The 26,285-nt window shown below is 60.9% G+C and carries 19 protein-coding genes; 18 read left to right on the top strand and 1 reads right to left on the bottom strand.

Features of this window, described 5'->3' with window-relative positions:
* Positions 1–6: 6 nt before the first annotated feature.
* From ACQRCJ_RS05980 to pgm, 13 genes are all read left to right on the top strand, one after another.
* Entirely contained in the window at positions 7–642 is a 636-nt protein-coding gene (locus ACQRCJ_RS05980; protein ID WP_303931106.1) for a class IV adenylate cyclase, read from the top strand.
* Positions 632–952: an ATP-dependent Clp protease adapter ClpS gene (gene clpS, locus ACQRCJ_RS05975; RefSeq protein WP_168935730.1), complete on the top strand. Its 321-nt coding sequence runs from the start codon at positions 632–634 to the stop codon at positions 950–952. Before ACQRCJ_RS05980 ends, clpS begins: the two co-directional genes overlap by 11 nt.
* Before the next feature lie 7 nt (positions 953–959).
* Positions 960–3,266, top strand: a complete 2,307-nt coding sequence (gene clpA / locus ACQRCJ_RS05970; protein WP_427799475.1) for an ATP-dependent Clp protease ATP-binding subunit ClpA — start codon at positions 960–962, stop codon at positions 3,264–3,266.
* Positions 3,259–4,002, top strand: coding sequence for a leucyl/phenylalanyl-tRNA--protein transferase (gene aat / locus ACQRCJ_RS05965; RefSeq protein ID WP_204674091.1), 744 nt, complete (start codon positions 3,259–3,261; stop codon positions 4,000–4,002). Before clpA ends, aat begins: the two co-directional genes overlap by 8 nt.
* Complete coding sequence (gene uvrB / locus ACQRCJ_RS05960; RefSeq protein ID WP_168935732.1) at positions 4,002–6,023, top strand: excinuclease ABC subunit UvrB; 2,022 nt, start codon at positions 4,002–4,004, stop codon at positions 6,021–6,023. The genes aat and uvrB overlap by 1 nt, the downstream gene beginning before the upstream one ends.
* 176 nt (positions 6,024–6,199) lie before the next feature.
* The gene (gene ligA, locus ACQRCJ_RS05955) at positions 6,200–8,212 is read left to right on the top strand and encodes an NAD-dependent DNA ligase LigA (RefSeq protein WP_427799478.1); all 2,013 of its coding nucleotides are present in this window, start codon (positions 6,200–6,202) and stop codon (positions 8,210–8,212) included.
* A gap of 28 nt (positions 8,213–8,240) precedes the next feature.
* Positions 8,241–9,023 carry a 4-hydroxy-tetrahydrodipicolinate reductase gene (dapB, locus tag ACQRCJ_RS05950; protein WP_204625892.1) on the top strand — a complete coding sequence of 261 codons (783 nt, stop codon included), beginning with the start codon at positions 8,241–8,243 and terminating at the stop codon, positions 9,021–9,023.
* 87 nt (positions 9,024–9,110) lie between these two features.
* Entirely contained in the window at positions 9,111–9,533 is a 423-nt protein-coding gene (locus ACQRCJ_RS05945; protein WP_204625891.1) for a hypothetical protein, read from the top strand.
* Positions 9,534–9,692: 159 nt separating this feature from the next.
* On the top strand, positions 9,693–10,922 hold the full coding sequence (locus tag ACQRCJ_RS05940) for an exonuclease SbcCD subunit D C-terminal domain-containing protein (RefSeq protein WP_337518888.1): 1,230 nt from the start codon (positions 9,693–9,695) through the stop codon (positions 10,920–10,922).
* A gap of 8 nt (positions 10,923–10,930) precedes the next feature.
* A complete protein-coding gene (locus ACQRCJ_RS05935) occupies positions 10,931–14,623 on the top strand; it encodes an SbcC/MukB-like Walker B domain-containing protein (RefSeq protein ID WP_427799474.1) in 3,693 nt (1,230 codons plus the stop codon).
* A gap of 441 nt (positions 14,624–15,064) precedes the next feature.
* Positions 15,065–16,528, top strand: a complete 1,464-nt coding sequence (locus ACQRCJ_RS05930) for a 30S ribosomal protein S1 (RefSeq protein ID WP_168935737.1) — start codon at positions 15,065–15,067, stop codon at positions 16,526–16,528.
* Positions 16,529–16,542: 14 nt separating this feature from the next.
* A complete protein-coding gene (locus tag ACQRCJ_RS05925; protein ID WP_168935738.1) occupies positions 16,543–17,985 on the top strand; it encodes a DegQ family serine endoprotease in 1,443 nt (480 codons plus the stop codon).
* Between the two features lie 105 nt (positions 17,986–18,090).
* Entirely contained in the window at positions 18,091–19,731 is a 1,641-nt protein-coding gene (gene pgm, locus ACQRCJ_RS05920; protein ID WP_168935739.1) for a phosphoglucomutase (alpha-D-glucose-1,6-bisphosphate-dependent), read from the top strand.
* A gap of 186 nt (positions 19,732–19,917) precedes the next feature.
* On the opposite strand, the gene ACQRCJ_RS05915 is transcribed toward pgm, so the two are convergent.
* Complete coding sequence (locus ACQRCJ_RS05915; RefSeq protein WP_304006466.1) at positions 19,918–20,664, bottom strand: pseudouridine synthase; 747 nt, start codon at positions 20,662–20,664, stop codon at positions 19,918–19,920.
* A 946-nt stretch (positions 20,665–21,610) separates the two neighbouring features.
* Here ACQRCJ_RS05915 and rdgC point away from each other — a divergent pair.
* The 5 genes from rdgC to ACQRCJ_RS05890 form a co-directional block, all read left to right on the top strand.
* Complete coding sequence (rdgC, locus tag ACQRCJ_RS05910; RefSeq protein WP_303740002.1) at positions 21,611–22,234, top strand: recombination-associated protein RdgC; 624 nt, start codon at positions 21,611–21,613, stop codon at positions 22,232–22,234.
* 16 nt (positions 22,235–22,250) lie between these two features.
* Positions 22,251–22,778, top strand: coding sequence for a hypothetical protein (locus ACQRCJ_RS05905; protein WP_072332943.1), 528 nt, complete (start codon positions 22,251–22,253; stop codon positions 22,776–22,778).
* Between the two features lie 15 nt (positions 22,779–22,793).
* Positions 22,794–23,822, top strand: coding sequence for an ABC transporter permease (locus ACQRCJ_RS05900; RefSeq protein ID WP_303933192.1), 1,029 nt, complete (start codon positions 22,794–22,796; stop codon positions 23,820–23,822).
* Position 23,823: 1 nt separating this feature from the next.
* The gene (locus tag ACQRCJ_RS05895; protein WP_040369298.1) at positions 23,824–24,660 is read left to right on the top strand and encodes an ABC transporter permease; all 837 of its coding nucleotides are present in this window, start codon (positions 23,824–23,826) and stop codon (positions 24,658–24,660) included.
* 9 nt (positions 24,661–24,669) lie between these two features.
* On the top strand, positions 24,670–26,285 hold a 1,616-nt coding region (locus ACQRCJ_RS05890; RefSeq protein WP_427799473.1), incomplete at its 3' end, for a DNA repair protein RecN.

Here is a 26,285-nt window from a genome sequence, read left to right as displayed (position 1 = left end):
CATACCATGGCTCTTGAAATAGAACGCAAATATCTCGAGGTCGATTTCGACAGCTTGCGCCGTCGCCTGCGCCAGTATGGTGCGCAGGGAGGTGACGTCCATCTGGAGCGGAACCGCATCTATGACCTGCCTGACGGCTCCTTGCGGGCCGGGCATCACCTGCTGCGCCTGCGCTCGCAGGAATGGCCGGACCATGCGCAAAACGTGCTGACCCTCAAGCTGCCGCCCGTCTCCGCGCCGGATGCGGCCTTCAAGGTCCGTGAAGAGCGGGAGACCCCCGTCACCGATGCCGCGCAGATGCACAGCATCCTGGAAGGCCTGGGCTATGTGGTCCGTGCCTGCTATGAAAAGATCCGGGAGACCTGGAGGCTGGAGCATACCAGTATCGACATGGATATCGTCCCCTTTGCCCGCGTGGTGGAGCTGGAGGGGCCCGAGGAAGAGATCCTGCGTCTGGAAGCTCTGCTGGGACTTGACGATGTCCCGGTTAGTACTCAAAGTTATCATTATCTTCATCAGGAGTGGCGGCAGCGGAATAATCTGCCGCCCGACCTGTCGTTTGTGTTCACGCCCGAAGAACTGGCCCGCTGGCGCCGGGATCTGGGCCTGCCTACCGTGGAGGATAGCCCTCATGGCCGATGAAACCTGGAACGAGCCGGGAACGGATACTGCCACCATCGTCAAGAAGAAGGTCAAGGAACCGGACCGTTATGTGGTCCTGCTCCACAACGACGATTATACGAGCATGGATTTCGTCGTCGGCGTCCTGTGCGACATTTTCCACAAGACACCGGAAGAAGCCACGGCCATCATGCTGGCCGTCCATCAGCAGGGCATCGGCCAGTGCGGCGTCTACACGCATGAGATAGCGGAAACAAAGGTGGCGCTCGTCAGGCGGCGGGCCCGCGCGGCGGGCTTCCCCTTGCGCTGCACCATGGAAAAATATCGTTGAGGATCATATGCTCAGTGCTGCTGTTCAGGAAGTTTTGAAGGTTGCCGTCCAGGAAGTGCAACGCCGCAGGCATGAATTGCTGACGGTGGAGCACATCCTGTTCTCACTGACGACCGTGGCCCCCGGCCGTCTGCTGCTGGAAGGCAGCGGGGCCAGTGTGGCGGTGTTGCGCGAACAGCTGGAAGGCTTTTTCCGTAACGAGATGCAGGTGCTGCCGGATCAGGGTGAGCACGAAGTCCATCAGACCGCCGGCGTGCAGCGGGTGCTCGAACGGGCCCTGGGCCATATCCACGCTTCGGGACGGAGCCAGGTGGAACTGGGCGACCTGTTCGTGGCCATCCTGGATGAAGAGGACAGCTATGCCCACTACTTCCTGACGCGTCAGGGAGTGGATCGTCTGGACGCGCTGACCTTCATCTCGCACGGTATGCCGGAAGGAGGCGGATCCCGGGGCGTGTCCCCCGATGCCGCCAGGGAGAAGGAAGGAGGCGAAGCCGGGGAGAACGTTCTGGAAAAGTACGCCACCGAGCTCACCGCCCGTGCTCGTGACGGCAAGATCGACCCCCTGGTGGGCCGTCAGGAAGAACTGGACAGAGCCATCGAGGTCCTGTGCCGCCGCCGCAAGAACAATCCCCTGTTCGTGGGCGATCCCGGCGTGGGCAAGACAGCTCTGGCCGAAGGTCTGGCCCTGCGCATCGCCCAGGGGCAGGTCCCCAAAAAGTTCAAGGACGTCAAGATCTACGCCCTCGATATGGGCCTGATTCTGGCCGGTACCCGCTATCGCGGCGAATTCGAAAGCCGCCTCAAGGCCATCGTGGAAGAGCTCAAGAACATCCCGGATGCCGTGGTCTTCATCGACGAGATCCACACCATCGTGGGCGCCGGGGCCACTTCCGGCGGTTCCATGGACGCCTCCAACCTGCTCAAGCCCGTACTGGCCAGCGGGGAGCTGCGCTGCATCGGCTCCACCACCCATGAGGAGTTCCGCAACCACCTGGAAAAAGACCGGGCCCTGACGCGGCGCTTCCAGCGCATCGACGTGGGGGAACCCAATGCCGAGGATTGCTTTGCCATCCTCAGCGGCTTGCAGTCCCATTACGCGGGCCATCACCGCGTGCGCTACAGCGAGACCGTGCTGCGCAGCATCGTGGACCTTTCCAACCGTTATGTCCGTGACCGTCTGCAGCCTGACAAGGCCATCGACGTGATGGACGAAGTGGGGGCCGCCGTGGACCTGCGCCGCAAGGATGAAAAGCGGACGGCCGCCGTCACGGTGTCCGACGTGGAACGCATCGTGGCCCGTATGGCCGGCGTGCCCGTGAGGACGGTCTCGGGGCAGGAGCGGAACCGCCTGGCCAATCTGGAAAAGAACCTCAAGCAGATCGTCTTTGGGCAGGAAGAAGCCGTGGAGCAGACCGTGCGCGCCATCCTGCGTTCGCGTGCGGGCCTGGGGCAGCGTCAGCGGCCCACGGGCGCCTTCCTTTTCTATGGCCCCACCGGCGTGGGCAAGACGGAGCTGGCCCGCGGGCTGGCCCAGACCATGGGCGTGGAGTTCCTGCGCTATGACATGAGCGAATACATGGAACCGCACACGGTCTCGCGCCTCATCGGTTCGCCGCCAGGCTATGTGGGCTTCGACCAGGGCGGCCTGCTGACCGAGGCCGTGCGCAAGGCCCCGTATTCCGTGGTCCTGCTGGACGAGATAGAAAAGGCCCATCCCGACATCTTCAACATCCTGCTGCAGGTCATGGACTACGGTACCCTGACGGACAATTCCGGCCGCAAGACGGACTTTTCCCACACGGTGCTCATCATGACTTCCAATGCCGGGACGTTCGAGATGTCCAAGGCCAGCATAGGCTTTGGCAAGGCCGCGCCCGAAGATGCGGCCCGCAAGGCCCTGGGGGCTGTGGAACGGTTGTTCACGCCCGAATTCCGCAACCGTCTCGATGCCATGATCCCGTTCCGGGCCCTCACGCCTGCCATGATGCAGCGTATCGTGGACAAGTTCCTGCGTGAGATCGGGAACAGCCTTGCGGAACAGCAGGTCACGCTGGCCTCTACGCCCCGTGCCCGTGCCTGGCTGGCGGAAAAGGGCTATGATCCCGCCATGGGCGCGCGTCCGCTGCGGCGTTTGCTGCGCAGCCGGGTGGAAGACGCCCTGGCCGGTGAGCTGCTCTTCGGCCGTCTGCGCCACGGCGGGCTCGTCCGCCTGGGGGTCAAGGACAATGAACTCGTACTCCAGTTCCCTGACGCGGCCCCTGCACAGGGCGCGGAAGCGGAGGAGGGGGATGACAGCCGCAACGATGCGTAAGCAGATAGCCCTGTATGCGGCGCAGTTCCCCTCGCCGGGATGCTGCACCGCGGAAGGGATATTGTGTGCCGGTGGCGATCTGCTGCCGGCACGTCTGCTGGCAGCCTACAGCCGGGGCATCTTTCCCTGGTACGGTGAGGACATGCCCCTGCTGTGGTGGTGTCCTGATCCCCGTTGCGTGCTGCCGCCGGATGCCTTCCATCTGCCGCGCCGCAGTGCCCGGGCCTTGCGCAACCATCCGTTCGAGCTTCGCATGGATACGGCCTTTTCCCGCGTCATCCGGGCCTGCGCGGCGCCCCGTCGCGACAGTGAAGGGACATGGATACTGCCCGAGATGATAGCGGCCTATGAGCGCCTGCACGCCCTGGGCTATGCCCATTCCGTGGAAGCCTGGCGGGATGGGGAGCTGCTGGGCGGCCTGTACGGTGTGGCCCTGGGGCGGGCCTTTTTCGGGGAATCCATGTTCCACCTCTGTCCCGAAGCTTCGCGGGCGGCCCTTGCGGGCCTGGTGGCGTTCCTGCGCGAACGGGATTTCCTCCTGCTGGATTGTCAGCAGGCCACGCCCCACATGCTGGCCATGGGCGCGCGGGAGATCCCCCGCAAGGAATTCCTGGCGCTCCTGCGGCAGGCTGTGCCCGTCCCTGATCCTGAACCTGTCTCCCAGCTGCCGTGGCAGCCGTGGCGGATGTCTTTTCGCCATGATGCTGCCCTGGGCTGGCTTCCCGACGAGCGATGATGAACCAGTCTCCTTTCAAGCTCCATAGCGCCTATGTCCCCACAGGTGACCAGCCGGAGGCCATCGATTCCCTGGTGGCCAATCTGGAAGCCGGCGTGCCGGAACAGATCCTGCTGGGCGTGACCGGCTCCGGCAAGACCTTCACCATGGCCAATGTCATTGCCCGCTGCGGACGCCCGGCGCTGGTGCTGGCCCCCAACAAGACGCTGGCCGCCCAGCTCTACAACGAGTTCCGCGAATTTTTCCCGCAGAACGCTGTGGAGTATTTCGTCAGTTATTACGACTACTACCAGCCGGAAGCCTATGTGCCCGCCTCGGACACCTACATCGAGAAAGATTCGTCCATCAACGACAATATCGACAAATTGCGCCATGCCGCGACCCATGCCCTGCTGACACGGCGCGACGTGATCATCGTGGCTTCGGTCTCCTGCATCTACGGCCTGGGCTCCCCCGAATTCTACGCCCGCATGATCATCCCGGTGGAAGTGGGGCAGCATATGTCCATGGATGCCCTCATCACCCGTCTTGTGGAAGTCCAGTACGAGCGTAACGACTATGACTTCCATCGCGGGACCTTCCGTGTGCGCGGGGACGTGCTGGAGATCATCCCCGCTTACCATCACGAGCGGGCCCTGCGCATCGAATTTTTTGGGGATGACATCGACTCCATGCGCGAGGTGGACCCCCTGACCGGGGACGTGCTGGCGGAAGTGGGCAAGACCGTCATCTATCCGGCCAGTCACTTCGTTTCCGCCCAGGACAACCTCAAACGGACCACGGCCGACATCCGGCAGGAGCTGCTGGAACGGCTGACGGCCTTCAAGGCCAGCGGGCGCCTGGTGGAGGCGCAGCGTCTGGAGCAGCGGACCCAGCTTGATCTGGAGATGATCGAGGAGCTTGGCTACTGCAACGGCATCGAAAATTATTCCCGCCATCTGGACGGCCGCAAGGCCGGGGAACCGCCTTCCTGCCTGCTCAACTATTTCCCCGAGGATTTCATCCTGTTCGTGGACGAGTCCCACATCACCGTGCCGCAGGTGGGCGGCATGTTCAAGGGCGACCGCTCGCGCAAGCAGACCCTTGTGGACTACGGCTTCCGCCTGCCCTCGGCCCTGGACAACCGTCCCCTGCAGTTCGACGAGTTCCGCTCCCTGCTGCATCAGGTGGTCTACGTTTCGGCCACACCGGGCAAATACGAGATGGACCAGTCCCAAGGCATCATTTCTGAGCAGATCATCCGGCCCACGGGGCTGGTGGATCCGGAAGTGGAGGTGCGCCCCACCAAGGGACAGATGGAAGACCTGCTGGGAGAATGCCGGGAACGCATCCGGCGCGGGGAGCGGGTGCTGGTGACCACCCTTACCAAGCGCATGGCCGAGGACCTGACCGAGTATTGCTGCAATATGGGCGTCAATGCCCGCTATCTGCATTCGGATATCGACACCCTGGAGCGTTTGCAGATCATCAGGGCCCTGCGACAAGGGGAGTTCGACGTGCTGGTGGGTATCAACCTGCTGCGCGAAGGTCTGGACATCCCCGAGGTCTCGCTGGTGTGCATCCTCGATGCCGACAAGGAAGGCTTTCTGCGTTCCACCGGATCGCTCATCCAGACCTTTGGCCGTGCGGCGCGCAACGTCCACGGGCATGTCATCCTGTATGCCGATACGGTCACGGCCTCCATGCGTGCTGCCATGGACGAGACCGAACGGCGCCGGGCCAAGCAGACGGCCTATAACACGGAGCACGGCATCACGCCGCGGAGTACCCGAAAAAGTCTTGAATCTCCGCTGGATGCCCTGTATGTGGATACCAGTTCTTCATCCCGGGGCAAGAGCAGGGGGCGTGCGTCCCGTCAGGACAATGCCGTGCCCCTGACTGCCGAAGATACCGCGGCGCTGGTCCAGCGTCTGGAAAAAGAGATGCGCGAGGCGGCCCGGGAACTGGAGTTCGAACGTGCCGCCGCCCTGCGGGACCGTATCCGGGCCCTGCGTGAACGCCTTATCGCCCTGCCGGAGTGATCATGAGTCCAGAACAGCTTTCCCTTTTCGGTGCCCCTGCCGCGCCCGCCCCCCAAAAGCGGGCCGAGAAAAAGGCTGCGGAAAAAATCGTCGCGCCTTCCGCCGCAGCCGCAGCCCCGGCGCCTGTGGATCCTTTGAGCCTGCCCGAACCGCCAAAGGACAGGCCCCAGGAGCGGATGGCCTGGCTGACGACCATCCTGGAGCACCACAATTATCTGTATCATACGCTGGACAAGCCGGTCATCAGCGACGACCAGTACGATGCCCTGTTCCGGGAGCTGAAGGCGCTGGAGGAAGACCATCCGCAATGGCGCAGTCCCCATTCGCCCACGCTGCGCGTGGGGGGCGGTTTGCTGGGCGGTCTGCCCAAGCAGCGCCACCGTCAGCGCATGTACGGTCTGGACAACGTCTTTTCCCCCGAGGAGTGGCAGGAATTCGTGGCCCGCATGCAGCGCGCCCTGCCCGAAGCGCCGCTGGCCTTCTGGTGTGACCCCAAACTGGATGGTCTTGCCCTGGAGATTATCTATGAAGATGGCGTCCTGCAACAGGCGCTGACCCGCGGCGACGGGGAAGATGGTGAAGTGGTTACCGAGGCCGTGCGTACCATCCGTACGGTCCCCCTGCGGCTGCGCGGGGCCGGTCCCTTCCCGGAACGGCTGGAGGTGCGCGGCGAGGTGGTCATCTACAAAAAGGATTTTGCCGCCATCAACGAGCGCCGGGAATCCCTGGGCCAAAAGCTCTTGGCCAATCCGCGCAATGCCGCTGCCGGTGCCCTGCGCCAGCTGGATGTCGCCAACACCCAGCAGATGCCCCTGCGCTTTTTGGCCTACAGCCTGGGCGAGGCCCGCTGGGGACAGGCGGCCCCCTGTCATTTCCAGCACGAACTGGCGACCCGGCTGCGTGACTACGGTTTTTTGACGCCGCCCGACGGCAAACTCTGCGCCGATCCGGCCGCTGTGGAAGCCTATGTGGAAAGCGTGCGTCAGGGCAGGGCGGATTTTCCCATGGAGATCGACGGTGCCGTGGCCAAGCAGGACGATCTGGAAGCGCAGGAGGCCCTGGGCTTCACGGCCCGCGCGCCGCGTTTCGCCATCGCTTTCAAATTCCCGGCCATGCAGGTGCATACCCGTCTGACCGGTATCGAGATCCAGGTGGGGCGTACCGGTGTCCTGACCCCTGTGGCTCAGCTGGAGCCGGTGGCCGTGGGCGGAGTCATGGTCACCCGCGCCACTCTGCATAATGAAGACGAGATTCTGGCCAAGGACGTACGGGTAGGGGATACGGTCATCGTGCAGCGGGCAGGTGATGTCATCCCCGAAGTGGTGGGCCCGGTGCTGGAGGAACGCCCCTCGGGTGCAAGGCCGTTCGAATTCCCGCATATCTGCCCCGTCTGCGGCGAGCCGGCCCACCGGGAACCCGGTGAAGCGGCTTGGCGTTGCGGCAATATCTCCTGTCCGGCGGTGCGCTTGCGCTCCATCTGTCACTTCGTGTCCAAGGCCGGTCTGGATGTGCAGGGCGTGGGACAGAAATGGATAGAGCAGCTGGTCAGCAGCGGGCATGTCACCAGCCCGGAACAGCTGTTCCGGCTCACGGTGCAGGATCTGCTGCCCTTCGACCGTATGGGCGACGTGCTGGCCCGCAAGATTGTAGACGCTTTTGATGATGCCCGCCACAATGCCACGCTGGCCCGCCTCATCAGTGCCCTGGGCATCCGCCATGTGGGCGAGCAGACCGCCCGCATGCTGGCGGCGCATTTTCACGATATGGATGCCCTGGCGGCCGCCGATACCCAGCGCCTGCTGGAGCTGCCGGATGTGGGGCCCGAGGTGGCCAGCTCCATCCGCAGCTTTTTTGAAAGCCCGGCCAACCAGCATATGCTGGCCGGATTGCGTGAGGCAGACCTGTGGCCCGTGGCTGCGGCAGAGCCTGCCGAGGCAGTCGGGGAGGGTGGTCCCTTGCAGGGGAAGAACATCCTCTTCACCGGCACCCTTTCCATGGCGCGGGGCAAGGCCAAACAGCTGGCCGAGACGGCCGGCGCCGTAGTGCTGGGCAGTGTGAGCAAAAAACTAGATATCCTTGTGGTGGGCGAAAATCCGGGCAGCAAACTGGAAAAAGCCCAAAGCCTGGGGATCACCGTCCTTGATGAAGCAGCTTTCTTGAATCTGCTCGCTGACAGGATGGACGCATAACTTTCAACAGAACAGGACAGGTGAAGCAATGAGCACGCCGATCATCGTCATGGGTGCCAATGGCCGTATGGGCCGGACCATCTGCACGCTGGTGCAGGAAGACCCCGCCTTCACGCTTGCGGGCGTGGTGGAACGCAGCGAATTTGCTGCCGGTCTGGCCGCGTTGTCGTGCCCGGTGAGCCAGAATGTGGAAGAGCTGCTGCAAAGTCTGGACGGCAAAGCTGTCGTCGTCGATTTCACCGCTCCCGAGGTCAGTCTGGCCACGGCCCGCAGTGTGGCCAAGTTCGGTGCCGCTCATGTGATCGGCACCACCGGCTTCACCAATGAACAAAAGCAGGAACTGGCGAAGCTGGCCGAAAGCTGCCGCATGTTCTGGGCGCCCAATATGAGCATCGGCGTCAATGTGCTGCTCAAGGTCCTGCCCGAACTGACCCGCGCCCTCGGGGAAAAGTACGATATCGAGATGGTGGAGCTGCACCATAACCGTAAAAAGGATTCCCCCAGCGGTACGGCCCTGCGTCTGGGCGAATGCCTGGCCGAAGCCCGGGGCTGGGATCTGGACGACGTCCGCTGTTCCGCCCGTGACGGCATCATCGGTGAGCGTCCCAAGGCGCAGATCGGCATCCAGGCCATTCGCGGCGGGGATGTGGTCGGTGTTCACACGGTCTACTTCATGGGCCCCGGCGAGCGCATCGAAGTGACGCATCAGGCCCACTCGCGCGAGACCTTCGCCCAGGGAGCCCTGCGGGCCGCTGCCTGGCTGTGCGGACAGCAGCCGGGACGCCTGTACGGAATGCAAGACATTTTCTAGAAAATGTCTTGAACTTTGACGGGGCCTGCGGTAGGCTTCCTGTAAACAACGCAGGAAAATGGCGTCGCAGACGCCTACGGGGGCCCCATGCCACAGGTAGCAGCACGTATCAACGACGAGCAGGAACGCTGGCTCAAGGATTACTTTCGTACCAAGAGCGCCGGAGCTGAATTCATCCTGCCTTGGGCCGTGGATACGTTTTTCCGCGCCATGGCCAACATCAAGCAGATGTTCACCGCAGGCGAACTCAAGACCATCGTGGAAGCGCACAAGGATACGCGCCTGCTGCCTGACCACACGCGTTTGTCCTATCTGCTGCTGCGGGTCAGTGATGCCTGTGAGCTGAACAACCTGCACACCCGGCATGGCGCCAGCCGCTCCAGCCTGGAAAGCAAGCTCAAAAGTCTGGACGACACCCAGGCGACGGCCCTTATGGTCTGGGCATCCGCTTTCTGGGTGAGCCGGAACTGTTCCGCCGGCAGCCTGGACGAATACATCAGCGCTTACTAACGAGGACGCCCTGCGCAAGCAGGGCGTTTCTTCTATGTTTTTTCTTCATTACCGGGCCTTCACAGGCCTTTTTTTCGGCCTTATAACTGAAAAAGACCCGCCGCATGGCGGTCATTTTTTCTCCACTGCCGTATCCGGCATCAAACCGGCCTTCATCTCATGCGCGTACTTCATACATCGGACTGGCATCTTGGCCGCTCGCTTTTCGGCCAGAAACGCTACGAGGAATTTTCGGCTTTTCTGGACTGGCTTGCCCGTACTTTGCAGGAAAAAGAAGTGGATGTCCTGGTCGTTTCCGGGGACATCTTCGATAGCGGCACGCCCAGCAACAGGGCCCAGCGCCTGTATTATGATTTTTTGCGGCAGGTCTATCTTTCCTCCTGCCGACATGTGGTCATCACTGCCGGCAACCATGATTCGCCCTCCATGCTGGGGGCTTCGCGCGAGATCCTGCAGGTGCTGGATGTCCATGTGGTGGGCAACCTGCCCGAAGATCCCGCGGAAGAGATCAAAGTCCTGCGCGATGCCCAGGGCAAGGTCGCGCTCATCGTCTGTGCCGTTCCCTTCCTGCGTGATGCCGACATGCGTCTGGTGGAAGAAGGGGAGAGCAGCGGCGACAAGGAAAGCAAGATGCAGGAAGCCATCCGCCGGCACTACGCGCAGGTTCTGGAAGAGGCGGCGGCGCTGCGGGACCGCCTGGCACCTGACGTCCCCCTGCTCTGTATGGGCCATCTGTTCACTGCCGGAGGCCAGACCGTTGATGGCGATGGCGTGCGTGACCTCTATGTGGGCTCGCTGGCGCATGTCCCGGCGTCCATCTTCCCGCCGTGCATCGATTATCTGGCTCTGGGCCATCTGCATGTGCCGCAGCGGGTAGGAGGCATGGAGCATATGCGCTACAGCGGCTCGCCCCTGCCCATGGGCTTTGGTGAGGCCTCGCAGCCCAAAAGCGTCTGCCTGGTAGATTTTACCGGGCGCTCGGCCCGTGTGGAGCTGCTGCCTGTGCCGGAATTTCAAAAGCTGGAGCGCGTGAGCGGCTCCATGTGCGAGATACTCGGCCGCCTGGCAACACTACGGGACAGCAACAGCTCCGCCTGGCTGGAAGTGGTCTATACCGGCGATGATCTTGAGAGCAGCCTGCGCCAGCAGGTAGAGACGGCTGTGGCCGGGAGCGGGCTGCGCGTCCTGAAGATCCGCAATGCACGTCTGCTGGACAACCAGCCAAGCCTGGACGATACGGGCAGGAACCTTGAAGAGCTGAGCGAGACGGAAGTTTTTTCGCGCTGCCTTGCAGCCCGGAAGATAGAAGGCTCCCAGGCCGACTTGCTCATGCGCCTGTACGGCGAGATCCTCACCGCCATGCACGAAACCGACAGTAACGCCGAATAGGGGCCGCCATGCGTATCCAGAACATACGTTTCCAGAACCTCAATTCCCTGACCGGCATCTGGGAGATAGACCTCACCAGGCCGGATTTCGTATCCGCCGGTATCTTTGCCATCACCGGCTCCACGGGTGCCGGCAAAACGACCATCCTGGACGCCATCTGTCTGGCCCTGTACGGGCGGACGCCGCGGCTCAAGACCCTGAGCGACAGCGAGAACGAGATCATGTCCCGCCAGACCGGGGAATGCATGGCGGAGGTGGTCTTCCAGATCGCCTCCGGGCGTCGTTACCGTTGCCACTGGAGCCAGCGGCGGGCCAGGAAATCCCCGGAAGGCAGGCTCCAGGCGGCACGGCACGAGATCGCGGATGCGGACAGCGGCCAGATCATCTGTGCCCAGAAAAGGGATATGGCCAGAGTGGTCACCGAGATCACCGGCCTGGACTTCGACCGTTTCACCCGTTCCATGATGCTGGCGCAGGGCGGTTTTTCGGCCTTTCTGGATGCTTCGGCCGATAGCCGGGCGCCCATCCTTGAAAGCATCACCGGCACGGAAAAATACAGCCGTATCTCCATGCTGGTGCACGAACGGCACCGGCAGGAAAAGCTCCTGCTGGAGGACATGCGCAAGGAACTGGCCGGCAAGCCCCTGCTGCCTGCGGACGAAGAGCAGGCCCTGCGGCAGCAGCTGTCCCGGCTGGAAGAGCAGGGCCGTCAGTCCAGGAGCCAGGCGCAGCAGCTGCAGCAAGCCTTGCAGTGGTTGCAGGGGCTCGATACGGCCCGGAGCCAGCTGGCCCAGGTAGAAGTGGAAGAAGAAAAATTGTCCCTCCGGGAACAGGCATTCCGTCCGCAGGCTTTGCGGCTGGAGCAGGCCCAGCGGGCCGCCCGGCTGGAAGGCAGCTATTCTGCCTTGCTGCAGTTGCGCCACCAGCAAAGTCTGCTGACAGAGCAGCGGCAGAGCCACGCTACGGAGCTGCCCCGTTTGCAGGAAAAATTGCAGGAAGCCCGGCACAAGCAGGAGGAGTACGCCCGTCAGCTTGAACAAGCCAAAGCGGAGCAGACCCGCCAGACGCCGTTGCTGCATCAGGTCCGGGCCCTCGACATCCAGCTGGAAAGCTCGGAAAAGGAAGTGCGCCGCGTCCTGCTGGAAGTGCGCCAGCAGGAGCAGGCCCTTGCCTCCTTGAAGGCCCGTCGCGACAGTCGGCGGCAGGCTCTCGACGACCTCCTCCGGGAGCAGGCCGCCGTGGAGAACTGGCTGGGGAGCCATGCGGCAGATGCCGGACTGGTAGAGCAGCTGAGCGGCATCGAGGCCGGTATCCAGCGGGTGCATGACCTTGAGCAGAAGCAGCAGCAACGGAATATGGCCCTGCAACAGATCAGCCAGCAGCTGGAGAATGGAAAAGCCCGGCTGGCGGAACGTCTCCGGCGTCAGGAAATCGCCGCTGCCGAACTGGCGCAGCTAGAGAGCCGGCGGCAGCAATTGCTTGAAGAAAAAGAAAAACTTCTGGAGGGCCGTTCCCTGCTCCAGTGGCAGGAGGAATACAACGGTATCCAGAAAAAGATCCTGCTGTTACAAGCTGTTGAAAAATCTCTGAAGGATGTTTTCCTGTACCATACCGAGGTGCGGCGCTGGCGGCAGAAGTTGCAGCAGTGGCAGGAACAGCACCAGCAAAGCAAGGCTCTTCTAGAACAGCAGCAAGCTCTGCGGGATGCATTGGAGATCTCGCTGGCGAGCCTGGAACGTGAACGTATGCTGGCCCTGCGTATCGCCAGCCTGGAACAGCATCGTGCTTCTCTTGAGGAAGGACATGCCTGCCCGCTGTGCGGCTCTCTGGAACACCCCTACCTCCTGCAGGGCCTGCCGGCTTCCGACAACTGGCAACAGGTGGAAGATGTTCGCCGGCGCTTCACGGTGACGGATCAGCAGTGTGCCGCCTTGCGGGAACGGTTGACGGGCCTGGAGCAAAGTCTGCTCGTTGGAATGGAGGATGCCCGGTCGCTTCAGGACAAGCTCCAGGAAGCGCAGAATTATCTTGCCCAGCTGGCAGAGAAGGCCGGGTTGCCTTCCCTGCTGCGGGAATCTCCGGAAAATGCCGTCACGTTCGTGCGGGAACAGCAGAGCAGGATGGACGAATTCCTTCGGGAGCTCTATCAGCGGATCTCCACAGCAGACAAGCTCGAAAAGGCCTGCCAGATGCTGGAGAGCAATCTTCCCCGTCTGCAGGAACAAAAGACGATGCTGGATCAGGCCGTCGAACGGCTCAAGCATGAGCTGGACATGGCCACTGCCGAACAGCAGCGAGTACGGCAGGAAGCCGGGCAATTGCAACAAGAGGAAGAGCAGGGGAAACAGACGCTTGATACGATGCTGGCTGCCTACGGTCTCGGCACAACCGATACCGAACTCTTGTCCATCTTGTCTGTCTTGAAGGCCCGCCGTGCGGAATGGGAACGCCGGACGGCAGAGATGACGCGCCTGACCGCTTCGCGGCAGGAGCTCGAGCTGTCGGCAGGCCAGCATGATCAGGAAGTGAAATCGCAACAGGCTCATCTGGAGTCGCAGCAACGGGAAGCCCGTGAAAGGGAAGGGCAGTGGAAAAAGCTGCACGAGCAGCGTCTGGCGCTGTTTGCTGAAAAAGATGTCGAGGAAGTCGAAGCCGATCTGGCCCAGGCCGTGTCACGGGATGAACAGCGGCTTGCCGATCAGACCGCCGCAGTCAGCAGGATGTCGGATGTCGTCACCATGACGGAATCCGCCATCAGAGAAAAAGATGCCTTGCTGGCCAGCATAGCCGAACAGAGCGTGCATGCCGGGCAGGCCTTTGCACAGGGCCTGGAGCAAGAAGCCTTTGCCGATGAGCGGAGCTTTTTGCAAGCCTGTCTGCCCGCAGAGGAACGGGAAAGCCTGGAGCGTCTGTCACAGGAACTGCACGCAGCCCGCATGGAACTGGCAGGGCGGGGCAGGGCGGCCAGAGAACATCTGGCCACCGAGACCGCGAAGGCCCTGACGACAAAGGACAGGGAAGAGCTGGGGCAGGAGCTGGCAGTACTGGAACAGCATCAGGCAGCGTTGCAGCAGGAACAGGGCTCCTGCCTGCAACGACTGGCGGACAATGAGCGTTTGCGGCAGGAGCAGCGCGTACTCGTGGAGCGCATCGAGCAACAGGAACGTGTGTTCGAACAGTGGTCCGCGTTGCAGGAGCTGATAGGTTCCGCTGACGGGAAAAAATTCCGGAACATCGTCCAGCAGATGAATCTTGAGTTGATGGTCGCCCATGCCAACCGGCAACTGGTCAAAATGACTGACCGTTATTTGCTGGAAGTGGGCAACGGGACGCTGGAGCTCAATATTCGAGACAATTACCAGGCCGGGGAGCTGCGCAGTACCAAGAATCTTTCCGGTGGAGAGAGCTTCCTTGTCAGCCTGGCTCTGGCTCTGGGGCTCTCCCAGATGGCCAGCCGTACTACCCGGGTCGATTCACTGTTCCTTGATGAAGGTTTCGGCACGCTGGATGAGGATGCCCTGGATACGGCACTGAGTACCCTGGCCAGCCTGCAGCAGCGAGGGAAACTCATCGGCATCATTTCCCATGTGCAGGGATTGAAGGAGCGGGTCCCCACTCAGATAGAAGTCCTTCCCATCGGGGGTGGCAAAAGCCGCATCCTTGGTCCCGGGTGCCGAAGCAAAACAGATCTTGATAATTGATAATCGCTCTTGCTTATAGCAATAAAAATGACGAAACTCCAGAAAACGGCCCAAAATCGATTTTAAGCCGTTTTCTGGAGTTTATGATTATTGGGTCGAAAAAAAATTTTTAAGGGCTTAAAATCAAAATTTGAGCTATGTGTTTTTGAGAATGGTTCCGAAAAATTTAATCCCTGCAGCGCGTGCGATATGGATACCGGACATATACGGTCGGCCTGCTCTTTTGAATCCCTTTTTCTTAAAGTTCTACATTAACTTTTTGCAAGAATTGTTTTCTCTGCCGTCCTGTCAGAGAGCATCGTCCAAAAATTGTCCACCTGTCCAAAAATTAGCCATATCCTGTGCCGGAATTGCTGCCAGCATCTTTGTTGTTTTCTGGCGGTGAATGCGCTATACAAGGGGACTTCACAGGAAATTATTTGTTTAAGGAGCAAATATACCATGACTGACGAAAAGAATCTGTCCACCTTCGAAGAAGGCAGCGAAGACTTCGCCGCCATGTTCGCGGCCCAGGAAGCCGGCACTGTGCGCCTGCAGCCTGGTCAGAAAGTGACGGGCACCATCATCACCATCACCGGTGACTCTGTCTTTGTGGATGTGGGCATCAAGCTGGATGGTATCATGGACCGCAAGGACATCCTCGATGCCGAAGGCAACGAAAGCGTTGCCCCCGGTGACAGCATCGAAGTCTATGTTGTGGGTACCTCCGCTGGTGAGATCCGTCTGTCCCGCTCCATGAGTGGCGCCGGTATGGCCGCCCTGGAAGACGCCCGCGACGCCGGTGTGCCCGTGGATGGCCGCGTGACCGGTACCTGCAAGGGCGGTTACACTGTCAGCGTGATGGGCAAGAATGCCTTCTGTCCCGGCAGCCAGATGGACAGCGTGAGCGTGGCTGACGCCGAAGCTCTGGTGGGCCGCACCATGCAGTTCCTCATCATCCGTGTGGAAAACCGCGGCCGCAACATCGTGGTTTCCCGCCGCGCCCTGCTGGATCGCGAACGTCAGGAAAACCTGGAAAAGGTCCTGGCTTCCCTCAATGTGGGCGATACCGTGGAAGGCCGCATCACCCGTCTGGCCTCCTTTGGTGCCTTCATGGAACTGGCCCCCGGTGTGGAAGGCATGATCCATCTTTCCGAACTTTCCTGGTCCCGCGTGAACAGCGCTGACGAAGCTGTGGCCGTGGGCGACATGGTGCGCGCCAAGCTGCTGTCCGTCAGCAAGGACGACAAGGGCCGCACCCGCATCTCCCTGTCCCGCAAGAAGGCTGAAGGCGATCCCTGGCTGCAGGCCGCTGACCGTCTGGCCGCCGGTACCGTGGTGGAAGGCAAGGTCGTGCGCATCGCTCCCTTCGGTGCCTTCGTGGAACTGCTGCCCGGCGTGGAAGGCCTGGTGCACCTTTCCGAAATGTCCTGGACCAAGCGCGTGAACAAGGCCGAGGACGTGGTGAACGTGGGCGACGTGATCTCCGTCAAGATCAAGGAGATCAATGTGGAAAGCCGCCGTATCTCCCTGAGCCTGCGTGACGCCGAAGGCGATCCCTGGCAGGATGCCGACCAGCGTTTCGCTGCCGGTACCGTGGTGACCGGTACGGTGGAAAGCCGCAGCCAGTTCGGCCTGTTCGTGAGCCTGGCTCCCGGCATCACCGGTCTGCTGCCCGCCGGCGTCATCAAGAACGCCAAGAACAGCGGTGAATTCTCCAAGCTGGACAAGGGCGACAGCGTGACCCTGGTCGTGCAGTCCGTGGATACCACTGCCCGCCGCATCAGCCTGGCCCCCGAAGGCATGGAAGAAGCTTCCGCCGCCGAAGACAAATCCTGGAAACAGCACACCAGTTCCGCTCCCAAGGATGCCGGTATGAGCATCATGGCACAGGCTTTGCAAAAGGCTCTGCAAAACAAACGCTAAGGAGTGTGCCCTGTATGAGGATTAAACACTTTCTCCCTGCCGTGCTGACTCTTGTCCTGTTCACGGCAGCGCAATTCGCCCAGGCGGCCAGCCTTCCTGAGTTCAGTGAACTGGCTGCCAAATGCGGCCCGGCTGTCGTCAACATCAGTGCGGAGCGGACCTCCCCGGCTGCGGCCGGTCCTGAGGAATTCTTCGGCGAGATGTTCCGTGGCATGCCGCCGGGAGCGGACCGCTTCTTCGAATTCTTCGGCGGTCCCAATGCGCGCGGAAAGCGTCCTCCGCAAAAACAGATGTCGCGTGGTTCCGGTTTCATCATCTCGCCTGACGGCTACATCGTGACCAACTATCACGTGGTGGCCGATGGCGACAGCATCCAGGTGACGCTGGACGAAAGCAACGGCAAGACTGCCCCTCTGACGGCCACGGTCGTGGGGACGGACGAAGATACTGACCTGGCTCTGCTCAAGGTCGAGGCCAAAAAGGATCTGCCTTTCCTCAAGTTCGGTGATTCCGACGCCCTGCTGGTAGGGGAATGGCTGCTGGCCATCGGCAATCCTTTTGCTCTGGACCACACGGTCACGGCCGGCATCCTTTCGGCCAAGAACCGTAATATCCATGCCGGTCCGTTTGACAACTTCCTGCAGACGGATGCCTCCATCAACCCCGGCAACAGCGGTGGTCCGCTGCTGAATATGAAGGGTGAAGTCATCGGCATCAACACGGCCATCATCGCCAGCGGGCAGGGGATCGGCTTTGCCATCCCCAGCAACATGGCGGCTGGCATCGTGGAGCAGATCAAGAGCGGCAAAAAGGTCAGCCGCGGCTGGATCGGTGTGACCATCCAGGATGTGGATGAAAATACGGCCAAGGCCCTTGGCATGGAACATCCTTCCGGTGCCCTGGTGGCCAGTGTCCTGGACGATGAACCGGCGGCCAAGGCCGGCATCGAAGCCGGTGACGTCATCACCAAGGTCAACGGCAAGAGCGTGGAAGACGCCTCGGCCCTGCTGCGAGCCATTGCGGCCCACAAGCCCGGCACTTCGGTGACCCTGGACGTGTGGCGCAACGGTAAGGCCGTGACCATGGATGTGACGCTGGGCGATCGCCAGACCGGCGTCAACAGCGGCAAGCCTTCCGAAGCCGGCCAGAAGCAGCAGAATCAGGGCCAGCTCGGCCTGACGGTGCGTCCCATCAAGGATGAGGAACGCCGCGAACTGAAGCTGGAAGGCAAGGGTGGCCTGCTGGTCCTGGATGTGGATCCCAGCAAGCCTGCTGCCGAAGCCGGTGTCCGCCCCGGTGATGTCATCGTCAAGGCCAACCGTCAGGCGGTGTCTTCGCCCGAAGACCTGTCAAAGATCGTGGCAGGCGAGGGCAGCAAGCGAGGCGCCGTCATGCTGCAGATCAACCGTCGTGGTGAGAACATCTTCCGCGCGGTTCCTGTCAGCAGCGGAAAATAATCCGGATATGCAATCGAGAGAGGGGGGCTTCAAGCCCCCCTCTTTTTTTGCCCGGGGCTTGCGGGTCGACAGGGTAAACGATAGAAAGGGGCAGGAGGATACATCATGGCAGTACATCCCCATGCCGGCAAACTGCCGGCGCCCGAGACTCTGGAGAATATCCCCGCGCTCGTCAGTGCCTACTATACGGAATCGCCTGACCCGCATCAGGCCGCACAACGTGTGTCTTTTGGAACGTCCGGGCATCGTGGTTCTTCGTTGAAGCAGACCTTCAACGAACGCCACATCCACGCCATCACCCAGGCCGTCTGTGATTACCGCAAACAACACGGTATCACCGGCCCGCTGTTCATGGGCGGAGATACACATGCCCTGTCGGAACCGGCCTTTCGCAGTGCGCTTGAAGTCCTGACGGCCAATGATGTGCAGGTCCGCATCTCCCACGACGGTTCCGCCACAGCGACCCCTGCGGTCTCCCATGCCATCCTGTGCTGGAACAGCGAGCACGGCGGTCAGGCTCTGGCTGACGGCATCATCATCACGCCGTCTCACAACCCTCCGGCTGACGGTGGTTTCAAATACAATCCGCCGCATGGCGGCCCGGCCGAAACAGCGGTGACCGCCTGGATCGAAAAGCAGGCCAATATCTATCTTGATCACCTCAATTGTGACGTCCATCGCCTGCCGTACAGCAGTGCCCGACGGTCTTCTCTGGTGCAGGGCTATGATTTTACCGCCCGCTATGTGGAAGACCTGCCGCGCATCCTGGATATGGACAGCATCGCGGCTTCCGGTATTTCCCTGGGGGTCGATCCTCTGGGGGGAGCCAGCCTTTCCCTGTGGGAGCCCATAGCCGAGCGCTACAAACTGCGCCTGACCGTGGTCAACAAAGTCATCGACCCCACATTCCGTTTTGTTCCCTGTGACAAGGACGGCAAGATCAGGATGGACTGCTCTTCGCCGTATGTCATGAGTGGCCTGCTCGATATGCGCGACCGCTTCGACCTGGCCTTTGCCTGTGATCCGGACTCGGATCGTCACGGCATCGTGGCCAAAAGCGGTTTGATGAATCCCAACCATTATCTGGCCACCGTTGCCTGGCATCTGTTCCGCAGCCGCTTCCAGTGGCAGGCCGATGCCGGAATCGGCAAGACTCTGGTGACCAGCGCCATGCTGGACAGGGTAGGCCAGGAGCTGGGACGCAAGGTCATCGAAGTCCCGGTCGGTTTCAAGTGGTTCGTGCCCTATCTGACAGACGGCAGCTGCGGCATGGGCTGTGAGGAAAGTGCCGGCGCTTCCTTCCTCTGCTTTGACGGCAGCCCCTGGAGCACCGACAAGGATGGCCCCTTGCTCTGCCTGCTGGCAGCGGAAATGGCCGCACGCGAAGAGCGCGGGCCGGACGAGATCTATCGCAGCCTGACGGAACAGTTCGGCGCTCCGCTGTACCAGCGCCAGGATGCTCCGGCCGACGATCACGTGCGGGCCTGCCTCAAATCATTGAAGGCAGAGGATGTCCAGATGCGGACAGTAGCGGGATCCCCGGTCACTGAGATCCTGACGACAGCCCCGGGGAACGGAGCTGCCATTGGCGGGGTCAAGGTCTGCAGCCGGAACGGCTGGTTCGCCATCCGGCCTTCCGGGACGGAGGCTATCTGCAAGGTCTATGCGGAAAGCTTCCTTGGAGAGCAGCATTTGCATGCCCTGCATGAAGAAGCCCAGGCCTTGCTGCAGCGCTTGCTGGCCTGAGCAAATAAGCAAATTTGAACCATAAAAAAAGGACGCCGTCAGGCGTCCTTTTTCATACTTCATCCCATGTGCGTGGGCTATTGGGTATCTGCCATCCGGGACAGAACGTCCCTGTGCTCACTCACCATATAAGGTTTTCCTTGAGCTGCTGATATCAGGCCAGCACACTCTCCAGGTCAAATCCCCTTATGAGCGCCGGATCTCCGCAGCCTGGAGCAGGGCAGCGGTCTCTGCGGCTGACAAAAAACGGCACTCGCCCACAGGAAGATCGCCAAGGCCAAGGGGGCCGAGACGGATGCGCTTCAGGCGCAGGATGGTCAAGCCAAGATCCCGGCACATGCGGCGGATCTGGCGGTTGACCCCCTGATGCAGCACCATCCGCAACCGCGTATGCCCATTGGCCTGCAAGCGGCTTTCCACTTCGACTGGGCGCAGATGCTCTCCCTCAGCCAATGTCATGCCACGGCGCATGGTTGCCAGCGCGGCAGCCGGGACAGTTCCCCGCACAAGGACATCGTAGGTCTTTGGCTGATGATGCCGGGGATGCATCAGGCGCTGTGCCAGCTCGCCATCATTGGTCAGCAGCAATAGCCCCTCAGAAAAATAGTCAAGTCTTCCAATAGGATAGACTCTATTTCGCCGCATCTCCGCTGTCAGACAATCCAAAACTGTAGGACGCCCCTGCGGATCGTGTGCCGTACACATGACCTGGATGGGCTTGTGCAGCATGATATAGGAAAAAGAGGCGGGCAGAGCCGCAAGTTGCTGGCCTTCGACCTGGATGAGGTCATCAGGAAGGATGCGCCTGCCGGGAGAACGTTCCACCACCCCGTTGACCTGGACAGCTCCGGCAAAAATAAGCTCATCGGCCTTGCGGCGAGAGCAATAGCCGGAAGCTGCGATGAGCTTGTTGAGCCGGGTCCCGTCCTGCAGATCTTCCTCTAGCCCAGATGGAGAAGAGCTGTTGTTCCGTGGAGCAGGGGAGGAATGACCATTTTGGGGCGATCTGGGGGCAAACGGATTGGAACGACGCTGGGGGCGTCCATCGCGGCTGCGGAAAAAAGAGGATTTGGCGTGCATGCCTTAGAGGTGTGGCAAAAAAGCAGCCATGTCAAGCATACGGGGGAATGCCATAGACGGCAGAGTCAGACGCCAGAAAAATTCAGGTACATGCTGACTGGCCCAAGACTATTCTTAAAGTGCAGCTTGAGCAAAAATATATGGCGAAAAATTTTCTGTCTGATCCTGGAGAGAGGAGTGCCTGCTTCGTCGTCTCATGGATAAAAGTTTACATAATTATCATTATGGGACATTAATAATAGTTAATACTTACACATGGTTATCATGCATTTTACGAATAAGGGGTTTTCATACCGAAAGCCTTTTTCCTCACCATGGGCTCTGCTGCTTTGAAGGTCGCAGCAGAGATCCCCATATGGGAAATGGAAAAATGGACGCTGAGATTTGAAGCGGTCTCATGTCCCACACCTAGTTTTCATGTCCCATATGTGATCGGTTCCCCAAAATCGTGAATGCCCCGCATGATGCTTGTAAACCGCCTCTTTAACATCTAGTAATCGATACTAATAACTATATAGATCATCCGGATGCGCCTTGCCCCAGCTACCAGAAGCCTTCCGGAAATGCTCACTGTGGCTCCCCGGCTAAAAATCTTCCTGCCAGGCCGATCCAGACCTTTGTCCTGCGCCGGCGATGACGCATCCACGGGCTACCTGACTCAAATATCCACTGCGTATATTATATAATGTTGCATCTGCCCTGCCCCACGGAAATCCACAGGCTTCGGGCTTGCAAGAATCTGCCGCACTGCGTACAAGAATGACACGCCTCCTGGCGCATATCACAGAAAGGAGCCAGTATGGGTTTTTGTAATGCTTCGTGCAGCTTTACCCGTTTCAGGATCATCGACCCCATCCCTTCGGAACTTTGGACGCAGATCCCCGACAAGCTGCGCCAGTTCGCCTTCCGGGACATCGACGACCTGCCCGAGATGCAGGCCTATGGCTGGGTATGCTTCGAGGATATGCTGGACTCCGAATGGCGGACGGCCCCGCCGCACAAAGGTGCCTATCTGCTCTTCTCCCTGCGTCTGGATACCCGGCGCATCCCGGCCGCTGTCATCAAAAAGCATCTGACCCTGGCACTGAAGGCCGAAAAGGAAAAAATGCAGGAACAGGGCAAAAAGTTCATTTCCCGTGAGCGCAAGAAGGAACTCAAGGAACAGGTCCTGCTTCGCCTGCGGCAGCGCTTCCTGCCCATCCCGGCCGAGTTCAATGTCATCTGGGCAACGGATCGTAATGAGGTCTGGTTTGCCTCCACCCAGGGAAAGATGATCGATCTGTTCATGGAGGCATTCCTCAACTCCTTCGAACTGCATCTTGAGCAGATCACCCCGTACAGCCTGGCCGAGACCATGCTCGACGAAGCGACCATGAGCCGTCTGGATCGTATCGAAGCCACACAGTTCGCCGCCCTTTCCTGATTCACGAGGTCATCCCATGAGTGATACACCCTGTCTGGATTCTACGGACAACATTCTTGGCCAGGAGTTCCTTACCTGGCTGTGGTACCAGAGCGATGTGGCGCCCGGGGCCTTTGTGGACAAGGAAGGCCAGCCCTTCTCTGTCTCCATGGAACAGCGTATCGTCGTCCAGGGCGGCGAAGGGGACGCCAAAGAAACGGCGACCGTTGCCGGGACCCTCTCCCCTCTTCGCGAGGCCCGTTTCGGCCTTGGCACGGGGAAAAAAGTCACCCGCGCCCTCATCCGACTTGAAAAGGAAGAACTGGCCTTCCAGTTCACCCTCAAGGCCGAAGACTTCACCCTGGGCAGCCTGAAGACTCCCAAGGTGGAAAAGCCTGAAGAGGATGACGACCCGGACGCCATGCTGCTGGAAAAGATCTACCTGATGGAAGTCTGCCTCGGCCTGCTGGACAGCCTGTATGCCCGCTTCCTCCAGCTGCGCCTTTCGCCGCAATGGCAGCAGGAGGTGGCCGACATGCGGCAGTGGATGACCCGGACGGAATAATAACGGAGGATATGCGTGCAGGCGGTCTGTTCATCCCGCAATGCGGCCCTGCTGCAGCTGACGTTGCGCATCGTGCGCAAACTGCTGTGGATGCTGCTGGTCTTATGGGGGATCACCCTCATCAGCTTTTGGGTCATCCATCTCGCGCCCGGTTCGCCCACCGATATGGAAACGACCCTCAATCCTCTGGCCGGTGAGGCGGCCCGCCAGCGGCTGGAGGCCCTGTACGGCCTGGACAAACCCCTGCATGTACAATATCTGGACTGGCTCTCACGCCTGGTACGTCTGGATTTCGGCCTGTCCATGTCAGCGGACGGGCGGCCCGTGCTGGACAAGATTATGGAGCGCCTGCCCCTGACCGTGGGCATGAACGTCATCTCCCTGATCCTGACGCTCATCATCGCCATCCCCATCGGCATCCTTTCGGCCTGCCGCCAGAATTCCCTTCTGGATCGGGGCGTGACGGTCTTCGTCTACCTCGGTTTTGCCATGCCCTCGTTCTGGCTGGCATTGCTGCTGATGCTGTTTTTCGGTATCCATCTGCAATGGCTGCCTATTTCCGGCCTGACGTCCATGAATTTCGACAGTCTCGGCCCTGTGGACAAGGTGCTTGATCTGGCGCAGCATCTGGCTTTGCCGATCCTGGTCTATACCATCGGCAGCCTGGCGGGCATGTCCCGCTACATGCGGGCCTGCATACTCGAGGTCCTGCGACAGGACTACATCCTGACAGCCCAGGCCAAAGGCTTGTCCCCCCGCACGATCATCTGGCGCCATGCCCTGCGCAATGCCCTGCTCCCGGTCATCACCCTGCTGGGCCTCTCTGTACCCGGGCTCATCGGCGGCAGCGTCATCATCGAGTCCATCTTCGCCCTGCCGGGGCTGGGGCAATTGTTCTATGCGGCGGTCATGGCCCGTGACTACACCATGATCATGGGCAACCTGGTCCTGGGGGCCGTGCTGACCCTGCTGGGGAACCTGCTGGCGGATGTCTGCTACGGCCTGGCCGATCCGCGTATCCGCAGCAGCCGGGAGGTTCGCTGATATGTGTGGTCCCTTGCTGCGTCGCTTTCTCGGCCGTCATCTCATGCTCTGCCTGGGGCTGGGCATCGTGCTGGTCATGTCTCTGGCAGCGCTGTGTGCTCCCCTGCTCGCGCCCTATGATCCCAATGCCCTGCATCTGGATCACATTCTGGAGCCGCCGTCCTCCATGTTCTGGCTGGGTACGGACCGTCTGGGGCGGGACGTTTTTTCCCGGCTGCTCTACGGCGGACAGATCTCGTTGTGGGTCGGCTTTGTCGCTGTGGGCATTTCCGTCAGCATCGGGACGGGACTGGGCCTGATCAGCGGCTATTTCGGCGGTCTGGTGGATGAAGGGATCATGCGCGGTGTGGACATCATGCTCTGCTTTCCCTCGTTTTTCCTGATCCTTTCGGTCATCGCCTTTCTGGAACCGAGCCTGACCAACATCATGATCGTCATCGGCCTGACCTCATGGATGGGGGTCGCCCGTCTGGTCCGTGCCGAGACCCTGAGCCTGCGCCAGCGGGATTTCGTATCGGCGGCGCGTTTGTCCGGCTGCTCTACCTGCCGGATATTGCTGCGCCACATCCTGCCCAACACGCTGGCCCCGGTGCTCATTTCCGCCACGCTGGGCGTGGCCGGCGCCATCCTGGTGGAATCGGGGCTCAGTTTCCTCGGGCTTGGTGTCCAGCCGCCCACGGCCAGCTGGGGGAACATGCTCATGGAAGGCAAGACCGTCCTGGAAGATGCCCCCTGGCTTTCCTTTTATCCGGGTGTCGCCATCCTGGTGACCGTGCTGGGCTACAACCTGCTGGGCGAAAGCCTGCGTGACCTCCTTGATCCCCGTCTCAAAAAATAGGTCCTATCCATGCTGGAATATTTGCGTATTCGCAACCTCGCTCTCATCGAAGACGCCGAACTCGACTTTGCCCCGGGCATGAACGTGCTCACCGGCGAAACAGGGGCAGGCAAAAGCTTTATCCTCAAAGCCCTGGGCTTTCTGCTGGGCGACAGGCTGGGCGCCGATATGGTACGGCAGGGAGCGGAAAAGGCCCAGGTCGAAGCACAGTTCCAGATGGACGGACGGGAGATCGTCATCCGGCGCAGCCTGTTGGCCGAGAGCGGCCGCAGCCGCCTGTACGTTGATGATGCCCTGCGCTCCCAGGAATGCGTGCGTTCCCTGCGGGAGCAGCTGCTGGCCCATGCCAGCCAGCACGGACAGCAGCAGTTGCTGCAGCCTGCCTTCCAGGCCCGGCTCATGGAAAGCACCTTGAAGGATCCCGACCTGTTGCGCCGGCGTGACGAGCTGCTGGAGCAGCTGCGCTCCGTAGAGGCCCGCCGCAAGGAGCTGCGGGCCCGGGAGGCCCACCTTCTGGAGCGCCGGGACATTCTGGAGATGCAACAGCAGGAGATCGACAGGGTCGCCCCTGAAGCCGGGGAAGAAGAACGCCTTGAAGAGCAGCGGGCCATCGTCCGTGCCGCCGAACAGACCCGCGAGCAGTATGAGCTGGCGCTGGGCCTGCTTCACGGTGAGGAAGAACCCGGCCTGCTCGATATGCTGGGACGGCTGGAGCGCTGCCTGCACCAGATGGCGCGGACAGACGACTCCGTCAGCGAAGATGCCGATGCCGTCACGGCCCTGCGTCAGCAGCTTTCCCATCTGAGCGGCCGTTTGCGCCGTCCTCCCCTGCCGGAAGACATGCCCGATGTGGAACAGATGGAGGAGCGGCTCTACGCTTTGGCCCAGCTCAAGCGCAAACTGCACCGTTCGCTGGACGAGATCCTGGAGCTGCGCGAAGAGATCCGTGAAAACATCTCCTTCCTCGATGCCTGCGCGCTGGACATCACTCTGCTGGACAAGGAAGAAAAGCAGCTGGCCGCCCAGCTGCAGGAGGTGCTTTCCGCCCTGCTCCCCCAGCGCCGCGAAGCTGCCGCGGACTTCGCCCGTCAGCTGGAAGAAGAACTGCGCCAGCTGGGATTCTCCGAACAGGTCCGGGTCATCCCCGATTTCATGCCGCAGGAAGTCTGGCCCGGCCTGATGGATGAGAAGGTGCGTATCCTCTGGGCCCCCAACCCCGGCCAAGCTCCCCAGCCGCTGGACCGGATCGCTTCGGGCGGCGAGCTTTCCCGTTTCTTGCTCGCCCTCATGAGCGTCCGCCCCAAAGCGGAAAGTGCGACCTATATCTTTGACGAAGTGGATGCCGGCGTGGGCGGTCTTACATTAAACAAGCTTGCGGAAAAGCTGGAAAATCTTGCTAAGCAGCGGCAAATGCTGGTCATCACGCACTGGCCGCAGCTGGCAGCCCGGGCACAAAAACATTTCCAGATCAGCAAGACCATTCGGGACAATGCCACGTTCACGACCTGCGTCCCGCTCGATGCCCGCCAGCGCCATGCGGAACTGGTGCGCATGGCAGGGGGAGGCCAGCAGGGCGAAGCCCTGGCGGCCAGCCTTGAAGGGCGCAGTTATCAGCTGACGATGTT

This window comes from Desulfovibrio sp. SGI.102, from assembly GCF_050314315.1.
GTDB lineage: Bacteria > Desulfobacterota > Desulfovibrionia > Desulfovibrionales > Desulfovibrionaceae > Desulfovibrio.
The sequence above is the reverse complement of the archived record's forward strand: the minus strand, read 5'-3'. Positions and strand labels throughout refer to the sequence as shown.

What these genes read in the sequence shown, in the direction of transcription:
- ACQRCJ_RS05980 (WP_303931106.1), top strand. Translation starts at nt 7, where the DNA reads ATGGCTCTTGAAATAGAACGCAAATATCTCGAGGTCGATTTCGACAGC.
- clpS (WP_168935730.1), top strand. Translation starts at nt 632, where the DNA reads ATGGCCGATGAAACCTGGAACGAGCCGGGAACGGATACTGCCACCATC.
- clpA (WP_427799475.1), top strand. Translation starts at nt 960, where the DNA reads ATGCTCAGTGCTGCTGTTCAGGAAGTTTTGAAGGTTGCCGTCCAGGAA.
- aat (WP_204674091.1), top strand. Translation starts at nt 3,259, where the DNA reads ATGCGTAAGCAGATAGCCCTGTATGCGGCGCAGTTCCCCTCGCCGGGA.
- uvrB (WP_168935732.1), top strand. Translation starts at nt 4,002, where the DNA reads ATGAACCAGTCTCCTTTCAAGCTCCATAGCGCCTATGTCCCCACAGGT.
- ligA (WP_427799478.1), top strand. Translation starts at nt 6,200, where the DNA reads ATGGCCTGGCTGACGACCATCCTGGAGCACCACAATTATCTGTATCAT.
- dapB (WP_204625892.1), top strand. Translation starts at nt 8,241, where the DNA reads ATGAGCACGCCGATCATCGTCATGGGTGCCAATGGCCGTATGGGCCGG.
- ACQRCJ_RS05945 (WP_204625891.1), top strand. Translation starts at nt 9,111, where the DNA reads ATGCCACAGGTAGCAGCACGTATCAACGACGAGCAGGAACGCTGGCTC.
- ACQRCJ_RS05940 (WP_337518888.1), top strand. Translation starts at nt 9,693, where the DNA reads ATGCGCGTACTTCATACATCGGACTGGCATCTTGGCCGCTCGCTTTTC.
- ACQRCJ_RS05935 (WP_427799474.1), top strand. Translation starts at nt 10,931, where the DNA reads ATGCGTATCCAGAACATACGTTTCCAGAACCTCAATTCCCTGACCGGC.
- ACQRCJ_RS05930 (WP_168935737.1), top strand. Translation starts at nt 15,065, where the DNA reads ATGACTGACGAAAAGAATCTGTCCACCTTCGAAGAAGGCAGCGAAGAC.
- ACQRCJ_RS05925 (WP_168935738.1), top strand. Translation starts at nt 16,543, where the DNA reads ATGAGGATTAAACACTTTCTCCCTGCCGTGCTGACTCTTGTCCTGTTC.
- pgm (WP_168935739.1), top strand. Translation starts at nt 18,091, where the DNA reads ATGGCAGTACATCCCCATGCCGGCAAACTGCCGGCGCCCGAGACTCTG.
- rdgC (WP_303740002.1), top strand. Translation starts at nt 21,611, where the DNA reads ATGGGTTTTTGTAATGCTTCGTGCAGCTTTACCCGTTTCAGGATCATC.
- ACQRCJ_RS05905 (WP_072332943.1), top strand. Translation starts at nt 22,251, where the DNA reads ATGAGTGATACACCCTGTCTGGATTCTACGGACAACATTCTTGGCCAG.
- ACQRCJ_RS05895 (WP_040369298.1), top strand. Translation starts at nt 23,824, where the DNA reads ATGTGTGGTCCCTTGCTGCGTCGCTTTCTCGGCCGTCATCTCATGCTC.